Origin of the sequence: Streptomyces sp. NPDC091416, assembly GCF_044756845.1 — a bacterium.
Lineage (GTDB): Bacteria > Actinomycetota > Actinomycetes > Streptomycetales > Streptomycetaceae > Streptomyces.
In genome coordinates, this window is the sequence record NZ_JBIVTU010000012.1 from 17,762 (window position 1) to 38,106 (window position 20,345).

General features: G+C 71.0%; 16 protein-coding genes and 1 pseudogene. 9 read left to right on the forward strand and 8 right to left on the reverse strand.

Translation table 11 applies throughout. The features are described from left to right. Nucleotides 1–97 precede the first annotated feature (97 nt). Nucleotides 98–361 carry a WhiB family transcriptional regulator gene (locus ACIQMX_RS30375; RefSeq protein WP_018103995.1) on the reverse strand — a complete coding sequence of 88 codons (264 nt, stop codon included), beginning with the start codon at nt 359–361 and terminating at the stop codon, nt 98–100. A 706-nt stretch (nt 362–1,067) separates the two neighbouring features. On the opposite strand from ACIQMX_RS30375, the gene ACIQMX_RS30380 reads away from it, so the two are divergent. From ACIQMX_RS30380 to ACIQMX_RS30390, 3 genes are all read left to right on the forward strand, one after another. Further along, nucleotides 1,068–1,556, forward strand: coding sequence for a cysteine dioxygenase family protein (locus ACIQMX_RS30380; protein WP_363067595.1), 489 nt, complete (start codon nt 1,068–1,070; stop codon nt 1,554–1,556). Between the two features lie 199 nt (nt 1,557–1,755). Further along, nucleotides 1,756–2,712 (forward strand): 2-phospho-L-lactate transferase, encoded by a 957-nt coding sequence (gene cofD / locus ACIQMX_RS30385; protein ID WP_363067593.1) that lies wholly within the window; start codon nt 1,756–1,758, stop codon nt 2,710–2,712. Next, on the forward strand, nt 2,709–4,028 hold the full coding sequence (locus ACIQMX_RS30390) for a coenzyme F420-0:L-glutamate ligase (RefSeq protein ID WP_363067591.1): 1,320 nt from the start codon (nt 2,709–2,711) through the stop codon (nt 4,026–4,028). The genes cofD and ACIQMX_RS30390 overlap by 4 nt, the downstream gene beginning before the upstream one ends. Before the next feature lie 199 nt (nt 4,029–4,227). On the opposite strand, the gene ACIQMX_RS30395 is transcribed toward ACIQMX_RS30390, so the two are convergent. From ACIQMX_RS30395 to ACIQMX_RS30405, 3 genes are all read right to left on the reverse strand, one after another. Continuing rightward, on the reverse strand, nt 4,228–5,211 hold the full coding sequence (locus tag ACIQMX_RS30395; RefSeq protein WP_363067589.1) for a DNA-3-methyladenine glycosylase 2 family protein: 984 nt from the start codon (nt 5,209–5,211) through the stop codon (nt 4,228–4,230). Between the two features lie 89 nt (nt 5,212–5,300). Beyond that, nucleotides 5,301–6,392, reverse strand: coding sequence for an NDP-sugar synthase (locus ACIQMX_RS30400; RefSeq protein WP_363067587.1), 1,092 nt, complete (start codon nt 6,390–6,392; stop codon nt 5,301–5,303). Between the two features lie 150 nt (nt 6,393–6,542). Then, entirely contained in the window at nt 6,543–7,868 is a 1,326-nt protein-coding gene (locus ACIQMX_RS30405; RefSeq protein ID WP_363067585.1) for an N-acetylmuramoyl-L-alanine amidase, read from the reverse strand. Nucleotides 7,869–8,006: 138 nt separating this feature from the next. Between ACIQMX_RS30405 and ACIQMX_RS30410 the strand changes: the two genes are divergently transcribed. From ACIQMX_RS30410 to ACIQMX_RS30425, 4 genes are all read left to right on the forward strand, one after another. Next, nucleotides 8,007–8,756 carry a TIGR03089 family protein gene (locus ACIQMX_RS30410; RefSeq protein WP_402482855.1) on the forward strand — a complete coding sequence of 250 codons (750 nt, stop codon included), beginning with the start codon at nt 8,007–8,009 and terminating at the stop codon, nt 8,754–8,756. Nucleotides 8,757–8,978: 222 nt separating this feature from the next. After that, entirely contained in the window at nt 8,979–10,343 is a 1,365-nt protein-coding gene (locus tag ACIQMX_RS30415; protein WP_402482857.1) for an LCP family protein, read from the forward strand. Nucleotides 10,344–10,566: 223 nt separating this feature from the next. Beyond that, entirely contained in the window at nt 10,567–12,333 is a 1,767-nt protein-coding gene (locus ACIQMX_RS30420) for an LCP family protein (protein ID WP_402482860.1), read from the forward strand. Nucleotides 12,334–12,382: 49 nt separating this feature from the next. Further along, nucleotides 12,383–14,098 (forward strand): LCP family protein, encoded by a 1,716-nt coding sequence (locus ACIQMX_RS30425; RefSeq protein WP_402482863.1) that lies wholly within the window; start codon nt 12,383–12,385, stop codon nt 14,096–14,098. 76 nt (nt 14,099–14,174) lie between these two features. Here the strand turns inward: ACIQMX_RS30425 and ACIQMX_RS30430 are convergent, their stop codons facing one another. Then, the gene (locus tag ACIQMX_RS30430; protein ID WP_363067575.1) at nt 14,175–15,206 is read right to left on the reverse strand and encodes a glycosyltransferase family 2 protein; all 1,032 of its coding nucleotides are present in this window, start codon (nt 15,204–15,206) and stop codon (nt 14,175–14,177) included. A gap of 284 nt (nt 15,207–15,490) precedes the next feature. On the opposite strand from ACIQMX_RS30430, the gene ACIQMX_RS30435 reads away from it, so the two are divergent. Next, nucleotides 15,491–16,855, forward strand: a complete 1,365-nt coding sequence (locus tag ACIQMX_RS30435; RefSeq protein ID WP_402482866.1) for an LCP family protein — start codon at nt 15,491–15,493, stop codon at nt 16,853–16,855. A 102-nt stretch (nt 16,856–16,957) separates the two neighbouring features. Here the strand turns inward: ACIQMX_RS30435 and ACIQMX_RS30440 are convergent, their stop codons facing one another. Further along, nucleotides 16,958–17,506, reverse strand: a complete 549-nt coding sequence (locus ACIQMX_RS30440; RefSeq protein WP_148018987.1) for an acyl-CoA thioesterase — start codon at nt 17,504–17,506, stop codon at nt 16,958–16,960. Nucleotides 17,507–17,646: 140 nt separating this feature from the next. Here ACIQMX_RS30440 and ACIQMX_RS30445 point away from each other — a divergent pair, with 140 nt between their 5' ends. Continuing rightward, a complete protein-coding gene (locus ACIQMX_RS30445; RefSeq protein WP_363067571.1) occupies nt 17,647–18,942 on the forward strand; it encodes an LCP family protein in 1,296 nt (431 codons plus the stop codon). Nucleotides 18,943–19,005: 63 nt separating this feature from the next. On the opposite strand, the pseudogene ACIQMX_RS30450 reads toward ACIQMX_RS30445, so the two are convergent. Together ACIQMX_RS30450 and ACIQMX_RS30455 are read right to left on the reverse strand one after the other, a co-directional pair. After that, a pseudogene (locus tag ACIQMX_RS30450) lies at nt 19,006–19,810 on the reverse strand (class I SAM-dependent methyltransferase). Beyond that, nucleotides 19,807–20,283, reverse strand: coding sequence for a hypothetical protein (locus tag ACIQMX_RS30455; protein ID WP_402482869.1), 477 nt, complete (start codon nt 20,281–20,283; stop codon nt 19,807–19,809). The pseudogene ACIQMX_RS30450 and the gene ACIQMX_RS30455 overlap by 4 nt, the downstream one beginning before the upstream one ends. Between the last annotated feature and the right edge of the window lie 62 nt (nt 20,284–20,345).

Here is a 20,345-nt window from a genome sequence, read left to right on the forward strand (position 1 = left end):
GGGCCATGGGCGGCGCCGGGCCGGGCGGCGGCCCGCTCCCCCGGCCCCGGCTGCTCGCGGGCGGAACCCGGGGCGGAGCGTTCGCTGAGGGGCCGGGTCAGACCGCGGCCTTCTTGAGACGCCGTCGCTCCCGCTCGGAGAGGCCGCCCCAGATACCGAATCGCTCGTCCTTGGACAGGGCGTACTCCAGGCATTCGGACCGGACTTCACAGGCGAGGCAGACCTTCTTGGCCTCGCGGGTGGATCCGCCCTTCTCGGGGAAGAAGGACTCGGGATCGGTCTGGGCGCACAGTGCGCGCTCCTGCCAGCCGAGTTCCTCGTCCGCGTCCTCGACCAGCAGTTGCTGGAACAGCTCGGTCATGTGCGCCCCTCGTCTGTCTCTTGCGTCCCCGTGATGCAGCCGTTATCGAATCGGCCGAACGACACGAGTGAAATTACAAGTGTGTAGCTTCGGGCCAGTCAAGCTCAGATCTGCTATTGGGCCCGGTATTCACTCTGCGGAACCAAGCGTATGCGTAAAGTGTGCAAATCACCAAAAACCTGACATATGCCAGGGGTCTCGCGGCGCCCCCGCCCGCCACAGGGAAGAACTCCCGGGAGGGTGTGCACGTTGCGATTCGATCACCGAAGCGACCAAGATCACAGTCGGGTCACAGCCGCTCGACCGCGTTTGCCGCAGCGGCTGTTGCGCCACATCTCCGGTGCGGGGGGTGCATAAACCTTTCTCCGCATGGAGTAACCGGATGAGGTGAAACATTAGGCCTAAATCGGGCATTGGGTTGACAGTCGGCGATTCTCCGGCTCTTCTTGATGTCATGCCAGCGACCTCAGCCATGCGCACCACCCACATCCGTGGGTTCCGCAGCGCTGTCCAGGCCCGCTGTTGCTGTTCCAGCTGTCTCAGCTGTTGAAGCCTCCGCGCTCCAGCCCGACACGGCTCATCCCGGACCCCCGGACCCTCCCCCACGCGGCTTCACGCCTCTGCGGTCACCCGGTCCCCCAGGTCCTGCGACACCCCTGCATCCGCACAGCACCACTTGCACCCCTGCCGAGGAACCACCGCACCCATGAACAGCGACAGCGACCTCCAGATCGCCGGAGACCTCCTCGAGGTCCAGCACCTCCTGCGCCCCGCCCGCGAGCACCCCTCCACCGTCGCGGAATTCGTCGGGCTCGCCCGCACCATCGCCGCCGACCGCTCCCAGTGGGCCCACCTCGTCCGGTACGACGCCACCACCCGCTGGTACCACCGGCTCCGCACCGGACCCGGCTACGAGGTCTGGCTGCTCAGCTGGGTCCCCGGCCAGGGCAGCGGCCTGCACGACCACGGGCCGTCCTCCGGCGTACTCACCGTGCTGGACGGCGAACTGACGGAGCGTACGGACCGCGGCCCGCGGACTCTGGACGCCGGTTCCCAGCGTGTCTTCGCCCCCGGCTACGTCCACGAGGTGGCCAACGACTCCCTCGGACCGGCCGTCAGCCTGCACGTCTACTACCCGGGTCTGACCGACATGCCCATGCACGCCACCCAGTGCGCGGCGGCCGTCGCCCTCTGAAGGACCGCCGCCGGCAACCGGGCACCGTCCGCCGGCCCACCCGTCACCCGCCACCACCCCGTCATGGATCAGGCTCCGCCTGACAGTCCCACCCGTCACCCGCCACCACCCCGACAAGGATCAGGCTCCGCCTGACAGTCCCACCCGTCACCCGCCACCACCCCGTCAAGGATCAGGCTCCGCCTGACAGACTGATTGCATGCGCATTGTGGTTCTGGCCGGCGGTATCGGTGGTGCTCGTTTTCTGCGTGGCCTCAAGGAGGCCGCGCCCGACGCGGACATCACGGTGATCGGCAACACCGGTGACGACATCCATCTGTTCGGCCTCAAGGTCTGCCCCGACCTCGACACCGTGATGTACACCCTCGGCGGTGGCATCAACGAGGAGCAGGGCTGGGGCCGTACCGACGAGAGCTTCCACGTCAAGGAGGAACTCGCGGCGTACGGCGTCGGCCCCGAGTGGTTCGGGCTCGGCGACCGTGACTTCGCCACCCACATCGTCCGTACGCAGATGCTCGGCGCGGGCTACCCGCTGAGCGCCGTCACCGAGGCGCTCTGTGCGCGCTGGAAGCCGGGCGTCCGGCTGCTTCCGATGTCCGACGACCGGGTCGAGACGCACGTGGCGGTCGACGTCGACGGCGAGAGCAGGGCCATTCACTTCCAGGAGTACTGGGTGAAGCTGCGCGCCTCCGTACCGGCGCAGGCGATCGTGCCCGTCGGCGCCGAGCAGGCCAAGCCGGCACCGGGCGTCCTGGAGGCGATCTCCGGGGCCGACGTCATCCTCTTCCCGCCGTCAAACCCTGTGGTGTCCGTCGGGACCATCCTCGCCGTGCCCGGGATCCGGGAGGCCATCGCCGAGGCCGGGGTGCCGGTCGTCGGCCTCTCCCCCATCGTCGGTGACGCGCCGGTGCGCGGGATGGCGGACAAGGTCCTCGCCGCGGTGGGCGTCGAGTCGACGGCCGCGGCGGTCGCCCGGCACTACGGTTCCGGGCTGCTCGACGGCTGGCTCGTCGACACCGTCGACGCGGGCGCGGTGGACGAGGTGGAGGCGGCGGGCATCCGCTGCCGCTCCGTACCGCTGATGATGACCGATGTCGCCACGACCGCCGAGATGGCACGGCAGGCGCTGGCGCTCGCCGAGGAGGTACGGGCATGAGCGCGACCGACCCGGCCGCAGCGCCCTCGTACCGGGTGTGGGCGCTGCCCGGAATGCCCGAGGTGCGGGCCGGGGACGACCTCGCGAAGCTGATCGCCGCCACCGAGCCGGGTCTCGCCGACGGTGACGTACTGCTCGTCACCTCGAAGATCGTCTCCAAGGCCGAGGGCCGGATCGTCGAGGCCACCGACCGGGAGGCGGCGATCGACGCCGAGACGGTACGGGTGGTGGCGCGGCGCGGCACGCTGCGCATCGTGGAGAACCGGCAGGGTCTGGTGATGGCCGCCGCCGGGGTCGACGCGTCGAACACCCCCGCCGGGACCGTCCTGCTGCTGCCCGAGGACCCGGACGCCTCGGCGCGGGCGATCCGGGAGGGGCTGCGGGACACGCTCGGTGTCGATGTCGGCGTCGTCGTCACGGACACCTTCGGGCGGCCGTGGCGCAACGGACTGACCGATGTCGCGATCGGTGCGGCCGGGGTGCGGGTGCTCGACGATCTGCGCGGCGGCAGCGACGCGTACGGCAATCCGCTGAGCGCGACCGTGGTCGCCACCGCGGACGAGCTGGCCTCGGCCGGCGACCTGGTCAAGGGCAAGGCGGACGGGCTGCCCGTCGCGGTCGTGCGGGGGCTCGGCCATGTCATGGACCCGGCCGATACCGACGGGGCCCGCGCGATGGTGCGGGTCGCGGCCGACGACATGTTCCGGCTGGGCACGTCGGAAGCGGTACGGGAGGCGGTGACCCAGCGGCGTACGGTCCGCGAGTTCACCGACGAGCCGGTGGACCCGGGGGCGGTGCGGCGTGCGGTGGCCGCGGCGGTGACGGCGCCCGCGCCGCATCACACGACGCCGTGGCGGTTCGTGCTGCTGGAGTCGCCGGAGTCCCGGACCCGGCTGCTGGACGCGATGCGGGACGCGTGGACCGCCGACCTGCGGCGGGACGGCAAGAGCGAGGAGTCGATCGCCCGGCGGGTGAAGCGGGGCGATGTACTGCGCCGGGCGCCGTATCTGGTGGTGCCGTGCATGGTGATGGACGGCTCCCACACGTACGGGGACGCCCGGCGGGACGGGGCGGAGCGGGAGATGTTCGTGGTCGCCGCGGGCGCCGGGATCCAGAACTTCCTGGTGGCGCTGGCGGGCGAGCGGCTCGGCTCTGCGTGGGTGTCCTCGACGATGTTCTGCCGGGACGTCGTGCGGGAGGTGCTGTCGTTGCCCGCGTCGTGGGACCCGTTGGGGGCGGTGGCCGTGGGGCGGGCCGCGGTGCCGCCTTCGGTTCGGGCGGGGCGCGATGCGGAGGGGTTTGTCGCCGTGCGGTGAGGCGGTGGCCTGTGCGGGGGCGCGGTGTGGTGGGTGGTGCGGGGCGCCTGCGGCGGGCCTTGTCCCCTGCCCGCCCCTTCCCGGAACCGGGGGCGCTGCCCCCGGACCCCCGGTCCTCGATCGCCGGACGGGCTTGATTTTCGACCCGGTCCGCGAAGAGCAGCCGGGGCGGGCTTGATGTCGCCTGACGCGGGCCCTGTCACAGACGGGCGATGTTGCGCGGCTGCATGCGCGGGGCCCGGCGGGACGGAGTGTTGTCCGAGAGCATGATCAGGCGGGTGGCCCGGTGGCGTTGGCCCTCGTACGGGGCGAGCAGGGTCAGCATCTCCTCGTCGTCGGCGTTCCGGTTGCCGGCCAGGGCGTGGCCGACGATGCCGGGCAGGTGGAGGTCGCCGACCGTCACCGCGTCCGCCGCGCCGTTCGCCCGTTGCAGGGTCTCGGCGGCCGTCCAGGGGCCGATGCCGGGGATCGCCTGGAGGCGGGTCATGGCCTCGGGCAGGTCCATGGCGGACGCCTCCTCCATGCGACGGGCCACCCGGACCGCGCGCAGGATCGTCGCCGAGCGCTTGCTGTCCACGCCCGCGCGGTGCCACTCCCAGGACGGGATCAGCGACCAGGTACGGGCGTCCGGCATGACGTAGAGGCCGTACTCCTGAGGGCCCGGCGCCGGTTCTCCGTAGGTACGGACCAGCAGCCGCCAGGCGCGGTACGCCTCGTCCGTGGTGACCTTCTGCTCCAGTACCGACGGGATCAGGGACTCCAGCACCAGACCGGTGCGCAGCAGTCGCAGGCCCGGGCGGCGGTGGTGGGTCACGGCGAGCAGCCGGTGGCGGGGGTTGAAGGCCGCGGGGTCGTCCGCCTCGCCGAGCAGGGTGGGCAGCTGGTCCAGCAGCCAGGACGCGCCGGGCCCCCAGGCCGCGGCCCGGATGCGGCCGTCACGCGCGACGACATGGAGCGTGCCGGGGCCCTCGGGGGTGCGGCTGGCCCGCCGGACCGAGCCGTCGGCGGACATCCGGAACGTGGGGTCGGCGGGGCCCCGGCGCAGCGGGCCGAGGACGAGCCGCAGGTCGAGCGGGCCCGGCGGGGTCCAGTCGCGGGTCAGCGGCGCCGGTACGGGCGTCGCCGCCGCCTGGTGCGGGACGGCCGCGCGCGGGGCGCTGCGGGGAGCGAATCGTCCTGCCACGGATGAGGTCCTCGGTAGTCGGGGGTGCCTGTCGAGGGTACGGCGAATTCCGGCCACTCGGGGAGACCACGGCCCGGTGGCCGGTCCGGTCATTCGTCCGAGGAGAACCGCACCGAGGCGGCGGGCAGGCGTGCCCCGCACCAGATGCGGACACCGTCGCGCAGTTCGTTGTCGGCGCCGACCTCGGCCCCGTCGCCGACGACCGCGCCCGCCAGCACCGTACGGCTGCCGATTCTGGCGCCCGCCCCGACCATGGAGTCCGTGATCACGGCGCCCGGCTCGACGACGGCGCCCGCGAGCACGGTGGAGCCGTCGATCCTGGCGCCCGCGCCGATGACGGCGTCGGCGCCGATGACCGTACCTCCGGAGAGTTTGGCGTCGGGGGCGACGGAGGCGGTCGGCAGGACGAGGCGGTCGCCGCAGCGGCCGGGGACGGCCGGGGAGGGCGCGCGGCCGAGGACCAGGTCGGCGGAGCCGCGTATGAACGCCTGCGGAGTACCCAGATCCAGCCAGTACGTGGAGTCGACCATGCCCTGGAGGTGCGCGCCGTCGGCGAGGAGTCCGGGGAAGGTCTCGCGTTCCACGGAGACCGGGCGGCCTGCCGGGATGGTGTCGATGACCGACCTGCGGAAGATGTACGCCCCCGCGTTGATCTGGTCGGTGACGATCTCCTCGGGTGTCTGCGGCTTCTCCAGGAACGCGGTGACCCGGCCGGTGTCGTCCGTCGGCACGAGGCCGAAGGCGCGCGGGTCCTCGACCCGGGTCAGGTGGAGCGAGACGTCGGCTCCGGAGTCGGCGTGGGTGGAGACCAGGGCCCGGATGTCGAGGCCGGTGAGGATGTCGCCGTTGAAGATGAGGACCGGTTCGTCCGGCCCCGAGGTGAGCCGCCGGGCGACGTTGCGGATGGCGCCGCCGGTGCCGAGCGGTTCGCGTTCGGTGACGTACTCGATGTGGAGGCCCAGGGACGAACCGTCACCGAAGTACGGCTCGAAGACCTCCGCCAGGTACGACGTCGCGAGGACGATGTGCTCGACCCCGGCGGCCCGGGCGCGCGCCAGCTGGTGCGTGAGGAAAGGGACGCCCGCTGCCGGAACCATGGGTTTCGGAGTGTGCACCGTGAGCGGGCGCAGCCGGGTTCCCTTGCCGCCGACCAGGAGGATCGCTTCTTTTGCCTCTGTCACAGCACTGTCTCTGCTTCCTGCTGGGGCCGGGCCGTCGAACAACCGCTTCTTTCGGCTGGCCAGTGTATGCAGACCGGTGGAGGGTCCCTCGGTCAGCAGCCCGCAGCAGGTCTCCGGCGCGTCCGGCGCCGGTGCACGGCTCCTTGCGCGTCAGCGGCCCTGCAGCTTGGCCGAACTGGTCCGGGCCGTGCCGAGCTTCTTGTAGAGACGCGCTCCGGGGCATTCGGTTGCGAATCCGTCCCGATGGCCGGAGATGACGTTGAGTTTGACCTTCTTGCCCTTCTTGTACTTGTTGCTGCCGCCCGAGGTCAGGGTGACCTTGCCCTTCGGGTTGGCGCCGAACAGGCCGAGCTTCCAGGCGGTGAGCTTGGAGACGGCGTTGACGGCGGCGGCCGGGGGGTTCGACTTGGAGAAGGTTCCGAGCACGGCGATGCCCATGGTGTTGGTGTTGAAGCCGAGGGTGTGGGCGCCCATGACGGCCTTCGTCACGCCTCCGGCACGGCCCTCGTAGATGTTTCCGCACTTGTCGACGGCGAAGTTGTAGCCGATGTCGCGCCAGCCGCTGCTCTTGACGTGGTAGCGGTAGATGCCGCGCAGGACGGAGGGCGCCTGGGAGCACGTGTAGTTGTTGCCGGTGGCGCTGTGGTGGACGAAGGCGGCCTTGACGCTCTTCGTGTACGCGAAGCCGCTCTCGCGGAGCTTCTCGTCGGCGCCCCAGCCCTTGCGGGTGATGATGCGCGGCCGGGGGCCGATGTACGGCTTGGCGGCGGGCTGGAGCCCGGCGGCCTCCTCGGTCTCGGCCCTGGTCAGGGCGGGGAGAGCGGCAGCGTTCTGCGTGGTGCGGTCGGCGCCCGCCGCGCCCGTGGCGGGGAGTTCCCGGGGGTCCTCGCCGGGGTCGACGAGTTCCAGGCGCAGGCCGGCGGGGAGCGGTACGGGGGCCTCGGCGCTCTCGTCGGGGCCGGGGGTTTCCGGGCGCACCCGGACCTCGACGCCGTCGGAGTCGCCGACCCAGAGCGGGGCGGTGGAGCCGCGGGCCGCGCCCGAGTCGCGCTCGGCGGTCCCGGCGTCGGCCGAGTGCTCGGCGTTGTGCGTCTCCAGGTCCTGCCAGTCGGACCAGTGGTCGGTGCCGGTGGCCCGGGTACGGACCTGGGCGGTCCCGTGGAGCTCGGTGTTCACGTCGTCCCAGACGACGCCGACCAGGGAGAACGGCTGGACGTCGCGCTCGGGCAGTCCTTGTTCGGCTGCCGCGGCGGCTGGTGCGCCGGTGGCGCGTACGGAGGGTGAGGCCTGCGGATTCAGGGCCAGGGACTGCGTCGAACCGGGCATCTGGGCCGGTTCGGACGCCTCGGCGGGGACGGAGCCCGCGGTGGCCGGGTGGGCGGGGGTGTCGGGGGCGGCGCCCGCGGGCGCGGCGAGCGGCAGCATGAGAGCTGCCGCGCAGGTGACACCGATGGAGGATGCAAGGAAGGCACGCATACAAATGATCCTGGGCACAAGCGCGCCACTCCGGCGACCCGGACTTTTCCACCCAATTGACGGCCCGTCTGCCGAACCGGTGTACGCGGCTCCCGCCGCACCCGGCCCCTCCCGGCACCGCCGCGTACCCTTCTGCGAATGAACGCCAGCGACCGCACCCCTGCCGACCTGCTGCGTTCCGCGCTCGCCGCGGACCCGGCCCGCCCCATGGTCACTTTCTACGACGACGCCACCGGAGAGCGCGTCGAACTGTCGGTGGCCACCTTCGCCAATTGGGTGGCCAAGACGGCGAACCTGCTGCAGGGCGACCTCGCCGCCGAACCCGGCGACCGGCTCGCGCTGCTGCTGCCCGCGCACTGGCAGTCCGCGGTCTGGCTGCTGGCCTGCGCCTCGGTCGGCGTGGTCGCCGATGTCCAGGGGGATCCCGCCGCCGCCGACCTCGTCGTCTCCGGGCCGGACAGCCTGGACGCCGCGCGGGCCTGCCGCGGTGAGCGGATCGCGCTGGCGCTGCGTCCGCTGGGCGGGAGGTTCCCGCAGGCTCCCGAGGGCTTCGCGGACTACGCGGTCGAGGTGCCGGGCCAGGGCGACCGGTTCGCCCCGTTCGCGCCCGTCGACCCGGATGCCCCGGCGCTGACCGTGGGCGGTGCCGGGTTCACCGGGGCCGAGTTGGTCGCGCGGGGCCGGGCGGACGGTGCGGCGCTGGGCCTGGGCGCCGGATCGCGAGTGCTGTCGGGGCGTACGTACGACACCTGGGACGGTCTCAGCGCGGGGCTCTTCGCGCCGCTCGCCACCGGGGGTTCGGTGGTCCTGTGCCGGCATCTCGGGGAACTGGGCGAGGACGGGCTGGCGCAGCGCGTCGAGAGCGAGCGGGTCACGCTGAGCGTGTGAGGACCGGCGGGCGGCCGGCCTGCGCCAACACCCCGGTATGACAAGCGGTCCGAGGACCACCCGTCCGGCCCAGCGTGGGCCGAGCCCTCCCGTCGATGCGTCAACTCCGGTACATGATCTGCGGTACAGACCACTCAAGGCACAACCAAGCGTGAGGTTCAGCCGTCTACTTCTGCGACCGGCGGCCCCTCGCGCTGCCGAACGTGAAGGATGGACGCAGACGTGACCGAAAGCGCCGGCTCGCCGGACGGGCCCGACGACGCGGCCACGGGCGGGGACCGGACGCCCGACCACCCGGCCGCGGGCGAGGACCGGGCGCCGGACGGGCCGCCCGGTGCGGGGTCCGGTGACAGCGACGCCCCGAAGGACGCCCCGGGCGGTGAGACGCGCAGCGGCTCCGGCAGCGGGCCCTCGCCGGGAGCTCCGCCACCGGGTCCCGGCGGACCGGACCGGACCGTCGACATCGTCGTCAAGCGCAAGCGTCACTGGGTGCGTTGGACCGCGCTCGGCGCCTCGTTCGTGGTGCTCGTCGCCGCGGGCGCCGGCTGGTGGCTGTACAAGAAGCTGGACGGCAACATCCGGACGGACACCTCCGCGGCCGCCGAACTCCGGGCGTACGAGAAGGAGCGCCCCTCCTCCGTCGTCCACAACGCGCAGAACATCCTGCTGATCGGCTCGGACAGCCGCGCCGGGGACAACCGCAAGTACGGACGCGACAACGGCGGCAGCCAGCGCTCGGACACCACGATCCTGTTGCACCTGGCCGCGAACCGGAAGAGCGCCACGGCCATGTCGATCCCGCGCGACTTGATGGTGAACATCCCGGAGTGCCACAAGCCGGACAAAACTGTCAGCAAACCGCAATTCGCCCAGTTCAACTGGGCCTTCGAGTCCGGCGGAACCGCCTGCACCATCCGCACGGTCGAGAAGATGACCGGCATCCGCATCGACCACCACATGGTCGTGGACTTCAGCGGCTTCAAGAACATGGTCGACGCGGTGGACGGGGTCGAGATCTGCCTCAAGGAGCCGATCGACGACAGCGCCGCACACCTCAAGCTCGCGGCGGGCCGCCACAAGCTCAACGGTGAGCAGGCGCTGGGGTACGTACGGGCCCGCAAGTCCATCGGCAACGGCAGCGACACCGAACGCATGGACCGCCAGCAGCAGTTCCTGGGCGCCCTGGTGAACAAGGTGCAGAGCAACGGGGTCCTGCTCAATCCCACCCGGCTGTATCCGGTGCTGGACGCGGCGACCAAGGCGCTGACCACCGACCCGGGGCTGGACAGCCTCAAGGACCTCTACGACCTGGTGCGCGGCATGCGCAACGTACCGACCGACAAGGTGCAGTTCCTGACCGTCCCGCGGCGGCCGTACTCCGCCAACGCAAACCGGGATGAACTGGTACAGCCCGATGCGGACAAGCTCTTCCGGCAACTGCGCGACGACAAACCGGTCGCCGTTGTGCCCGCAGATCAGCTCAAGGATGACGGCGGAAAAAACACTGACACCGCCGACGCCTCCGGACCGACCCCCACACCCACCTACTCGGGGAACAATGCGGCAACGGACCTGTGTAAGCAGTAAAGCAATGACCAAGTGGACATCAACGTTCGGCGTGCAATGGGAGGAATGCCCGGTTGTAAGGGCCGTGGAATATGTCACGCCCGTCGCTCACCGGCGAACGGGACGGATAGTGTGACGCGATCCGGTGCTTCCGGCCACCCGGCCGCGCACTTCCGGAGCGAAAGACTGAGCGCCTTATCGGGGGAGGCGCCTCGCGTGGCACCGACGGAGGACTCAAGCGACCGTGGATGCACAAGGCCGTGGGCGGGCGGAAGAAATCGATCCCGCAGACCAATGGGTTCTCAACCCGGACACCGGCGACTACGAACTGCGACTGAACAATTCCGGAGGGGATTCAGGCAGTACGTCAGGCGTTTCGGCTCCACGGGGTTCCGGTCGAAGAGGTGCCGGCCGTGAGGGAGACGGCGCGCGTCGCGGTACGCCGGGCGAAGGCGGGCGCCGCAGCCGTGAGGTGCCGCGGCAGGGCGGCCGCCGTGCGGCCCAGGGTGCGCGCGGCCAGGAGGCCGCCGCCGCCGCAGACACCGGCGCGGGCCGGCGCAAGCGCAAGGCCCCCAAGGCGCGCCGCAAGAAGGTCCTGCTCTGGACGGGCGGCGTGATGGCCTTCCTGCTCGTCGCGGTCTCGGCCGGCGGGTACTGGCTGTACCAGCACTTCAACGGCAACCTGAGCTCCGTGGACATCGGCGACCGCGGCAACAAGGACGTCGTCACCGCCAACGCGCCCCTCAACATATTGATCATCGGTACCGACAAACGGACCGGTAAGGGCAACGAGGGCTACGGCGACAAGGGCAGCACCGGGCACGCCGACACGAACATCCTGTTCCACGTGTCCGAGGACCGCACCAACGCCACGGCGATGAGCATCCCCCGCGACCTCATCACCAACATTCCGGACTGCAAGACCAAGCAGGCGGACGGCTCCGAGAAGACCATCCCCGGCACCCAGAACGTCCGGTTCAACACCAGCCTCGGCCAGGACGGGCGCGACCCCGGCTGCACGATGGACACCGTCAAGGAGCTCACCGGCCTCAGCGTCGACCACTTCATGATGGTCGACTTCAACGCGGTCAAGACCCTGTCCACGGCGGTCGGCGGCGTCGACATCTGCCTGGCCCACGCGGTCAACGACGACAAGTCGCACCTCAACCTGTCGGCGGGCCCGCACAACGTCCAGGGCGAGGAGGCGCTGGCCTTCGTACGGACCCGGCACGCCTACGCCAACGGGAGCGACCTCGACCGGATCAAGGGCCAGCAGCAGTTCATCGGCTCGATGGTCCGGGAGATGAAGTCGAACGACACGCTGACGAGCCCGAAGAAGCTGTACAAGCTGGCGGACGCGGCGACCAAGGCCCTGACGGTCGACTCCGCCATCGACTCGGTGCCGAAGCTGACGACGCTCGCCAAGGAACTCACCAAGATCGAGACGAAGAACATCACGTTCGTCACGCTGCCGGTGATCGACAACCCGGCGGAGCCCAAGCCGATCACGGTGGTCGTGGACCCGGTGAAGGCGCCCCAGCTGCTGTCGATGATGCAGGAGGACACCTCGCTGACCGAGGTGGCCGCGCAGAAGAAGGCCGCCAAGAGCAAGCAGGACGCGCTGCTCAAGGGCACGAAGGCGGCGGCGGCCGATGTGCGTGTCGACGTCTACAACGGCGGCGAGGTCCCCGGCGGTGCCCAGCAGACCGTCAGCTGGCTCCAGAACGACAAGGGCGTCCTGAAGTCCACGAACAAGGCCAACGCCCCGGCGAAGGCCGCCAAGACGACACTCGAGTACGCCCCGAACCAGGCAGATCAGGCCCGGGCGCTTGCCGAGATGATGGGGCTTCCTGCCACGGCGATGAAGCCGGGCACCAAGGACGCCGTGGGACTGCAGGCGATGGTGCTGACGCTGGGGGCGGACTTCAAGGGCGCGGGCACCCCCATCACCGGGCCGACGAAGATCGACATTCCGAAGGCCAGTGCCGACAAGGAAGTGTGCGCCAAGTGACACCGGGTCACTGCGCGATACCGCGAGTCTGAACAGCAGGGGGGTCCTGGTGGGACGGAGCAGTACGCCCGGGGAGGGGACGCGACCACGCGTCCGTCATGCCGGCCAACTCGGCTGGGACGACGGCCTCTACGAGGGCGGGGACAAGGACGGGTCCGGGGACGGCGGCGAGGACGCCGCGAGACCCGGGACCGGCGAGAGCGGGCACGGCGGCGGCGGCCGACGGGCAGCGGGCCACGGCGGGCGCCGGGGCCGGCCCCGGCGTGCCGCCAAGAAGAAGCACCGCGTCCTGCGCTGGACAGCCTTCTCTCTCGCGTTCCTCATACTCGGCACCGGCGCGGCCGGTTACCTCTGGTACGAGCACCTGAACAGCAACCTCCGCAAGGGGGAGCGCAGCGCGGGCAACGGCGCGGCGAAGAAGAAGGCGCCGAACGCCGCGGGCCAGACCCCGCTGAACATCCTGCTGATCGGCTCCGACAGCCGCAACAGCGCGGAGAACCTCAAGCTCGGCGGTTCGAAGAAGAGCGTCGGCGGAACCCCGCTCGCCGATGTGCAGATGCTGCTCCACGTGTCGGCCGACCGGAAGAACGCCGCGGTCATCAGCATCCCGCGCGACACCCGCGTGAACATCCCGGCCTGCGAGAACCCCGACACCCACCAGAAGTACCCCGCCAGCAACGGCATCATCAACGAGTCGCTCCGCGGCGGACCCGGCTGCACGCTGGACACCTGGGAGCAGCTCACCAAGGTCTACATCGACCACTGGATGATGGTCGACTTCGCCGGCGTGGTGGACATGGCCGACGCCGTGGGCGGGGCCTGGGTGTGTGTGAAACAGGACGTCAACGACGTGCCCAAGCCGAACGTGCCCGGCGGCTCCTATCTGCGGCTGACGCAGGGCAGGCACAAGATCCAGGGCGAGACCGCCCTGAAGTGGCTGCGCACCCGGCACGCCTTCGAGAGCGACATCGGCCGCTCCAAGGCCCAGCACATGTATCTGAACTCCGTGCTGCGCGAGCTGAAGAGCCAGAACGCGTTCACGGACACCGGGCGCCTGATGAACCTCGCCGAGACCGCGACCAAGTCGCTCCAGGTCTCGGAGGAGATCGGCACGGTGAAGAAGCTGTTCGACCTCGGCATGCAGCTCAAGGACGTGCCGCTGGAGAAGATGAACATGCTGACGATGCCGCGGATCCCCGACCCCCAGAACCCCGAGGCCCACGTCCTGCCGAAGCCCGGCGCCGCCGACAAGCTCTGGGCGCTGATGCGCGACGACCAGTCGCTCGACCCCAAGGACCGCGCCAAGGCGGCGAAGAAGGCCGCGGCCGGACCGAAGGCCGGAGCACCCGCCTCGCTCGGCGTGACCGTCGTCAACGGCACCTCGGGCGACGGCCAGGCGTCCACCGACGGCCGTGCCGGTGCCGTCCGTGACCTGCTGAAGGCCAAGGGCTTCACCGAGGCGGACACCTCGACCGAGCTCGGGTCGGCGCTGACGACCGAGGTGACGTACCCGCACAGCGCCGGCGCTCAGGGCAAGGCGGACGCGCTGTCGGTCGCCAAGGCACTGGGGATGCCGGCCAGCGCGGTGACGGAGACGCCGGACGGGGCCGGGCTGACGCTCACGGTCGGCTCGGACTGGCGGACCGGTTCCACGTTCCCGAAGGTCGTGGAGGACGACAGCGACCCGCTGGAGGGCACCGAGTCGGTCAACGGCGCCAAGACGGACGACTGCATGGACGTGTACTGGCCGTACCGCCAGATGTAGCGGACGCGCCGCACCGACGAGAGGGGGCGCCCGGTTCTTGACCGGGCGCCCCCTCTCGTCCGTCCGTGCCGGCCGCTCAGGCCACCGGCGTGCCCGGCCCGGTGAGTGCCGGCCGCCGGCTGGCGATCACGCGCTTGGCCAGCGAGCGCGGGCTCGTCAGGAAGCCGTAGCCCCACGACATGTGCATGGTCGCCAGGGCCACCGGGATCTGCGCCCGCGCCTTCAGCGACAGGCCCTTGCCGGCCGGGACCGAGCCCGCGACGATCGCCGCGACGTATCCGGCCGGGACGACCAGCGCCCACGGGGTCACCGCCGCGCCCACCACGAGGCCCGCCGCGATCGCGACGACGGCGGTCGGCGGGGCGAGGTAGCGGAGGTTGATCGAGCCGGGGTGGTAGCGGGCGACGACGTGGCGCCAGCGGCCGTAGTCCTTGTACTGCTTGGCGAGCGCCCGGACGGAGGGGCGCGGGCGGTACTGCACCCGCAGCTCGGGCGAGAACCAGATCAGGCCGCCGGCCTCGCGGATACGGAAGTTCAGCTCCCAGTCCTGGGCCCGGATGAACTCGATGTTGTACCCGTCCGCCCGCTCCAAGGCCTCCCGGCGGAAGACGCCCAGGAACACGGTCTCGGCCGGTCCCGCCTCGCCGCCCGTGTGGAAGGCCGCGTTGCCGACGCCGATCTTCGACGTCATGGCCGCGGCGACGGCGTCCTCCCAGGCGTTCTCGCCCTCGGCGTGCATGATGCCGCCGACGTTCTGCGCGCCCGTCTCCTCCAGGAGCCGTACGGCGGTCGCGATGTAGTTCGGCGACAGCATCCCGTGGCCGTCGACGCGCACGACCACCGGGTGGCGGGAGGCCTTGATCGCGGCGTTGAGCGCGGCCGGGGTGCGGCCGGTGGGATTCGGCACGGTCTGGACCCGGGGGTCCTCCGCGACCAGCTCGGCGGCGATCTCGTCCGTACGGTCCGTGGACGGGCCCAGCGCGATCACCACCTCCATCTCGCCGTCGTACTCCTGCTCCAGGATGTGCCGGACGGAGTTCCGGAGATGCCGCTCCTCGTTGAGTACCGGCATGATCACGGAGACGGCGGGGTGCTGCGCGGCAGACATGTGGTCCTCGGGGGGTCCTCGGGGGCGCCGGGGGTCTCGCACCCCACCAGGCGGGCGTATTCGGCCGCCACGTTACCGCGAATGGGGGACAGCGGCGCGCGCCGCCGGCCCGCTGCCCGGGATGGAGATCGTATGGGCCTACCGTGCGAACGGTCCCCCTTGCACCGCGGAGGTGTCCCCCCGTGCCCACGCCGCACCGCTCCCCCCGTCCGCCGAGGCCCCGCGCCGCTCCCCCGCAGCCCAGACGGGCCAGGAGGAAGCGGGACGAGAGGCCGCGCTGGGGCATGCGGGTGGCGACCACGCTCTCCGTCCTCGTACTCGGCGCGGGCGGCATCGGCCACGCCGTGGTGACCAATCTGGAGTCCGGGATCGACCGGATCGACCCGTTCAAGGACATGAAGAACCGGCCCGCGGGCGGCCACGGCATGAATCTGCTGCTGGTCGGCACCGACGGCCGCGACAAGATCACCAAGGACGAGAAGAAGAAGTACCGGCTGGGCGGTGCGCCCTGCCACTGCACCGACACGATCATGCTCGTGCACCTGTCCGCGGACAAGGAGCGCGCCAGCGTCGTCAGCCTGCCGCGCGACAGCTACGCCGAGATCCCCGAGCACCGGGACGCGACGACGGGCAAGGAACACGCGGCCCACCCGGTGAAGCTGAACGCCGCCTATGCCGAGGGCGGGCCGAATCTGACCGTGCGGACCGTCGAACACATGACCGGCGTGAAGGTCGACCACTATCTGGAGGTCGACTTCACCAGCTTCATGACGACGGTCGACACGCTCGGCGGCGTGAAGATCTGCACCGCCCGGCCGATGAAGGACTCCTACACCGGTCTCGATCTCGCGGCCGGCACCCATGAGCTGGACGGCGGCCAGGCGCTCCAGTACGTACGCTCCCGGCACATCGACGGCGCCGCCGACCTGGGCCGGATGCAGCGCCAGCAGAAGTTTATGGCCTCGTTGATCAAGCAGGCGACGAGCAGCGGGGTGCTGCTGAACCCGGTGAAGTTCCGTGAGGTCGCCTCGACGATGCTGAAGTCGGTCCGGGCCGACAAGGGCTTCGGTACGGAGCAGATGCTGGAGCTCGGCCAGGCGATGCGGGGCTTCACCGCCGCCTCGTCCGAATTCACCTCGGTGCCGATGGGGGACGTCGCGTACCAGGTCAAGGGCATCGGCTCGACGGTCAGATGGGACGCGAAGAAGTCGAAGCAGCTGTTCCAGGCGCTGCGGGACGACAAGCCGCTGACCGCCGCGCGGCCCAAGCAGGCCCCGGCGAAGAAGGTCGACGTCCCGCCCAAGCAGATCCGGGTCCAGGTCTACAACGGGACCTCGAAGGACGGTCTCGGCTCCACGGTCGACACCGCGCTGCACGCCACGGGCTTCGACACCACCCGCGCCCCGCTCACCGCACCGCAGCGCGACCTGGAACACACCCTGGTCACGTACGACCCGCGCTGGGACCGGTCCGCGAAGTCACTGGCGGCGGCGTTGCCGGGGGCCGAACTGAAGGCCGTGAAGGGGCAGGGCGGCACGATGAAGGTGACGGCGGGCGCGGACTACCGGAAGGTCGAGCGGGTCCGGGCCGAGGAGCCCGATCCGGGCAGGTTCGGCGCGGTGAAGGGCGACGAGGTGGTCTGCCCATAGGCCCGGGCCCGGGCCCGGTTCCGTTCAGTCCTCGACGCCGTCGAGGGCCGTGCGGACCGGGGCTCAGTCCTCGATGCCGTCGTGGGCCGCGGTCCGGGCGGCTCAGTCCTCGATGCCGTCGGCCGCGCGCTTCTCGCGCAGTTCCTTGATCGCGCGGCGCCGGGCGAGGCGGTGGGTACGGCGGATCTGCGCCTCCTGGTAGCGCCGGTTGTCGCGCTCCGTCTCCGGGATCACGGGCGGCACCCGGCGCGGCCTGCCGTCCGCGTCGACCGCCGCGAACACCAGGTACGCGCTGCCGACCTGCGAGGCGGGGGTCGACTCGTTCCAGCGCTCGGCCATGACGCGGACGCCGACCTCCATGGAGGAGCGGCCGGTCCAGTTCACCTGGGCGCGGACGTGAACAAGGTCACCGACGCGGACCGGCTCCAGGAAGACCATCTCGTCCATCGAGGCGGTCACCGCGGGCCCGCCGGAGTGCCGGCCGGCCACCGCGCCCGCCGCGTCGTCGACCAGTTTCATGATCACGCCGCCGTGCACCGTACCCAGCAGATTGGTGTCGCTGCCAGTCATGATGTGGCTGAGGGTGGTCCGGGAGGCCGCGGTGGGCTTGCCCGGAATGTCGCCCTCCGGGCGTGGGGCCTGATCTGTCATGCCCTCCACCTTATGCGGGCATCATGGGGTCATATGCCGGGGTCGGGAGCGCGTCGCAATGCATCAGCTTCGCAACAGCCCTGGTCCGATTTCCCTTACACCCTGTAAGAGCGGTGGCCCGGACCGGCACACTGGATCGTATGAACGATTGGCCCGAGGGTTGGACCGACGACCAGCGAAGCGGAAACCGTTACGGGCAGGGAAGCGCGAGCGACCGGCCCGAGAGCGCCCGCTCGATGCCGCACGTCCAGCGCCGCCCCGCCCCGCCCCAGCAGCGCCCCGCGCCGCCGAGGCAGCGGCCGGTGCCGCAGCAGTCCAGCGGCTACGGCGACGCCCCTGAGTACGACAGCGGCTACAACACGGGACAGGTCTACGGCGGCGGCCAGGGCGGCCGCGGCGGTGGCGGTCACGGCGGCGGGCCCGGCGACGGCGGATACGTGCAGGGCCGCCCGGGGGCCGCGCCCGACTGGCGCCGCCGGATCAAGATCGGCGCGCTGGCTCTCGTGGTCGTGGTGCTGGCCGTCTCCGTCGGCACGTACTTCTGGGCCGACTCCAAGCTGAAGCGCGACGTCGACCTCTCCAAGGTCATCGAGCGGCCGAAGGCGGGCGACGGCACGAACTACCTGATCGTCGGGTCGGACAGCCGCGAGGGCATGACGTCCGAGGACAAGAAGAGGCTCCACACCGGTTCCGCCGAGGGCAAGCGGACCGACTCGATGATGATCCTGCACGACGGCTCCAACGGCCCGACGCTGGTCTCGCTGCCCCGTGACTCGAACGTCGAGATCCCCTCCTTCGTCGGCTCCGAGTCCGGCAAGAAGTTCCCGGGCACGGGCCGCACGACGAAGCTGAACGCCGCGTACGCCGAGGACGGCCCCGAGCTCCTCGTCCGTACCGTCGAGTTCAACACCGGGCTGCACATCGACCACTACGTCGAGATCGGCTTCGGCGGCTTCGCCAAGATCGTGGACGCGATCGGCGGCGTGGAACTGGACATCCCCAAGGCGTTCAAGGACAAGTACTCCGGCGCCGACTTCCAGGCCGGCAAGCAGACGCTCGACGGCCAGCAGGCCCTCGCCTTCGTCCGGACCCGGCACGCCTTCACCTCGGACCTGGACCGTACGAAGAACCAGCAGAAGTTCCTCGCGGCGCTGGCGAGCCAGACGGCGACGGCGTCGACGATCCTCAACCCGTTCAAGCTCTACCCGACGATGGGCGCCGGTCTCGACACCCTCATCGTGGACAAGGACATGTCGCTCTGGTCCCTGAGCCAGATGTTCTTCGCCATGAAGGGCGTCACGGGCGGTGACGGGGCGTCGCTGAACATCCCGATCTCCGGCTCCACCGGTGGCAACCTGGTCTGGGACAAGGCCAAGGTCAAGCAGCTGGTCGAGCAGCTCAACAACGACGAGAAGGTCACGGTCACCGGCAACTGACCGGGTACGCCGCACACGACAAGAGCCCGGACGGTCGGACCGTCCGGGCTCTTCGCTGTGCGGCTACACCGTGCCGTGAGCGAGCACCGCCACGTGCGGCAGCGCCAACAGCCCGTCCTCGCCCTCGAATTCCTTGCACAGCACGTCGTACTCCCGCTTCGCGGCGGCCGCCCCCTGCGGCCCCCGGCTGTTGACCAGCTGTCCGATCGCGGCGACCCCGGAGGCAGGTCCGGCCCACCAGGCCTCGGCATCGACCCGGTGGTCCCAGGACAGCGACGCGCCGTGTACGTCCCCGAGTCCGGCCGACGTGCAGGGCGCCCAGCCCGGCCGGGGTGCGCGGGAAGTCGTGCTCCCGGTCGACCGTGGCCAGCCAGCCGGGCCGGGTCAGTCCGGCGGCCGCGGCGGCGCGGCCGATCAACGCCTGGCCGGGCGCGTTGGGCACCTGCCAGACCGTGACCGCGATCCGGCCGCCGGGGCGGGTGATCCGGCGCAGTTCGACGAGGGCGTCCAGCGGCCGGCCGACGTGGTTGAGCACGAAGTTCGCCACGACGGCGTCGAACTCACCGTCCGGGTAGGGAAGCTGGGGCAGCGAACCGATGCGGACGTCGACTCCGGGCGCCGCCCGCCGGGTTGCCGCGACCATGCCCGGTTCGGCGTCCACGGCCCGTACGGCGGCGCCCCGTCCGACGCCGGCCACCGTCACGCTTCCGCTGCCGCACCCCACATCGAGCAGACGGGTCCCGGCGGCGGTGGACGCCGCGTCCAGCAGGGCGGGCACCGTGTGGGCGCAGAGCCTGCCGAAGGAACGGGCGTAGCTCTCGGCGCGCCCGTCCCAGATCCGGCGCTCACTCACATCGAACGCGGTCACGCCACACCTCCGGCCGGGCCCTGCGGTTCAACTTCGTCCAGGTCCTCGTGGAGCGCGTCCAGGATCCGCCCGGTCGGCTCTCCCTCCGGGGACAGTTCGGCCAGACACCAGCCGGGCAACTGCGCCTCGGTCTCGGGCGGAAGGTCGCCGTCGGCCGGGTCCGCCAGCCCGTACAGCAGGCCGAACGCGGTCTCCTTCGCGACCTCCCGGGCTATCTCCCCCAGCTCACCGGGCGTCAGTCCGAGCCGCACCGCCCGCTCGACGGCCCCGCTCGCCGGGCCTTCCTTCCGGTAGGCCGCGATCCAGTCGGGAGCCGCCGAGCTCCATGCGTCGATGTCCTGCCAGACCAGGCGCAGGAAGCGGTACCGGGCCAGCTGAGGAATGTTCTCCTCGGCCTCCGACTCGGCCCAGCCCGAGGCGTCCTCGGCCCCCAGCGCCTCGAACAGGCCGGTGAGCTTGTCGATGTCCGTCATGCACAGGCAAGGTACGCCACGGGGCCGCGAGGCCCGCGTCCGGACCGGGTGTTGTGCGCGTG

What these genes read in the sequence shown, in the direction of transcription:
- ACIQMX_RS30375 (WP_018103995.1), bottom strand. Translation starts at nt 361, where the DNA reads ATGACCGAGCTGTTCCAGCAACTGCTGGTCGAGGACGCGGACGAGGAA.
- ACIQMX_RS30380 (WP_363067595.1), top strand. Translation starts at nt 1,068, where the DNA reads ATGAACAGCGACAGCGACCTCCAGATCGCCGGAGACCTCCTCGAGGTC.
- cofD (WP_363067593.1), top strand. Translation starts at nt 1,756, where the DNA reads ATGCGCATTGTGGTTCTGGCCGGCGGTATCGGTGGTGCTCGTTTTCTG.
- ACIQMX_RS30390 (WP_363067591.1), top strand. Translation starts at nt 2,709, where the DNA reads ATGAGCGCGACCGACCCGGCCGCAGCGCCCTCGTACCGGGTGTGGGCG.
- ACIQMX_RS30405 (WP_363067585.1), bottom strand. Translation starts at nt 7,868, where the DNA reads ATGCGTGCCTTCCTTGCATCCTCCATCGGTGTCACCTGCGCGGCAGCT.
- ACIQMX_RS30410 (WP_402482855.1), top strand. Translation starts at nt 8,007, where the DNA reads ATGAACGCCAGCGACCGCACCCCTGCCGACCTGCTGCGTTCCGCGCTC.
- ACIQMX_RS30430 (WP_363067575.1), bottom strand. Translation starts at nt 15,206, where the DNA reads ATGTCTGCCGCGCAGCACCCCGCCGTCTCCGTGATCATGCCGGTACTC.
- ACIQMX_RS30435 (WP_402482866.1), top strand. Translation starts at nt 15,491, where the DNA reads ATGCGGGTGGCGACCACGCTCTCCGTCCTCGTACTCGGCGCGGGCGGC.
- ACIQMX_RS30440 (WP_148018987.1), bottom strand. Translation starts at nt 17,506, where the DNA reads ATGACAGATCAGGCCCCACGCCCGGAGGGCGACATTCCGGGCAAGCCC.
- ACIQMX_RS30445 (WP_363067571.1), top strand. Translation starts at nt 17,647, where the DNA reads ATGAACGATTGGCCCGAGGGTTGGACCGACGACCAGCGAAGCGGAAAC.
- ACIQMX_RS30455 (WP_402482869.1), bottom strand. Translation starts at nt 20,283, where the DNA reads ATGACGGACATCGACAAGCTCACCGGCCTGTTCGAGGCGCTGGGGGCC.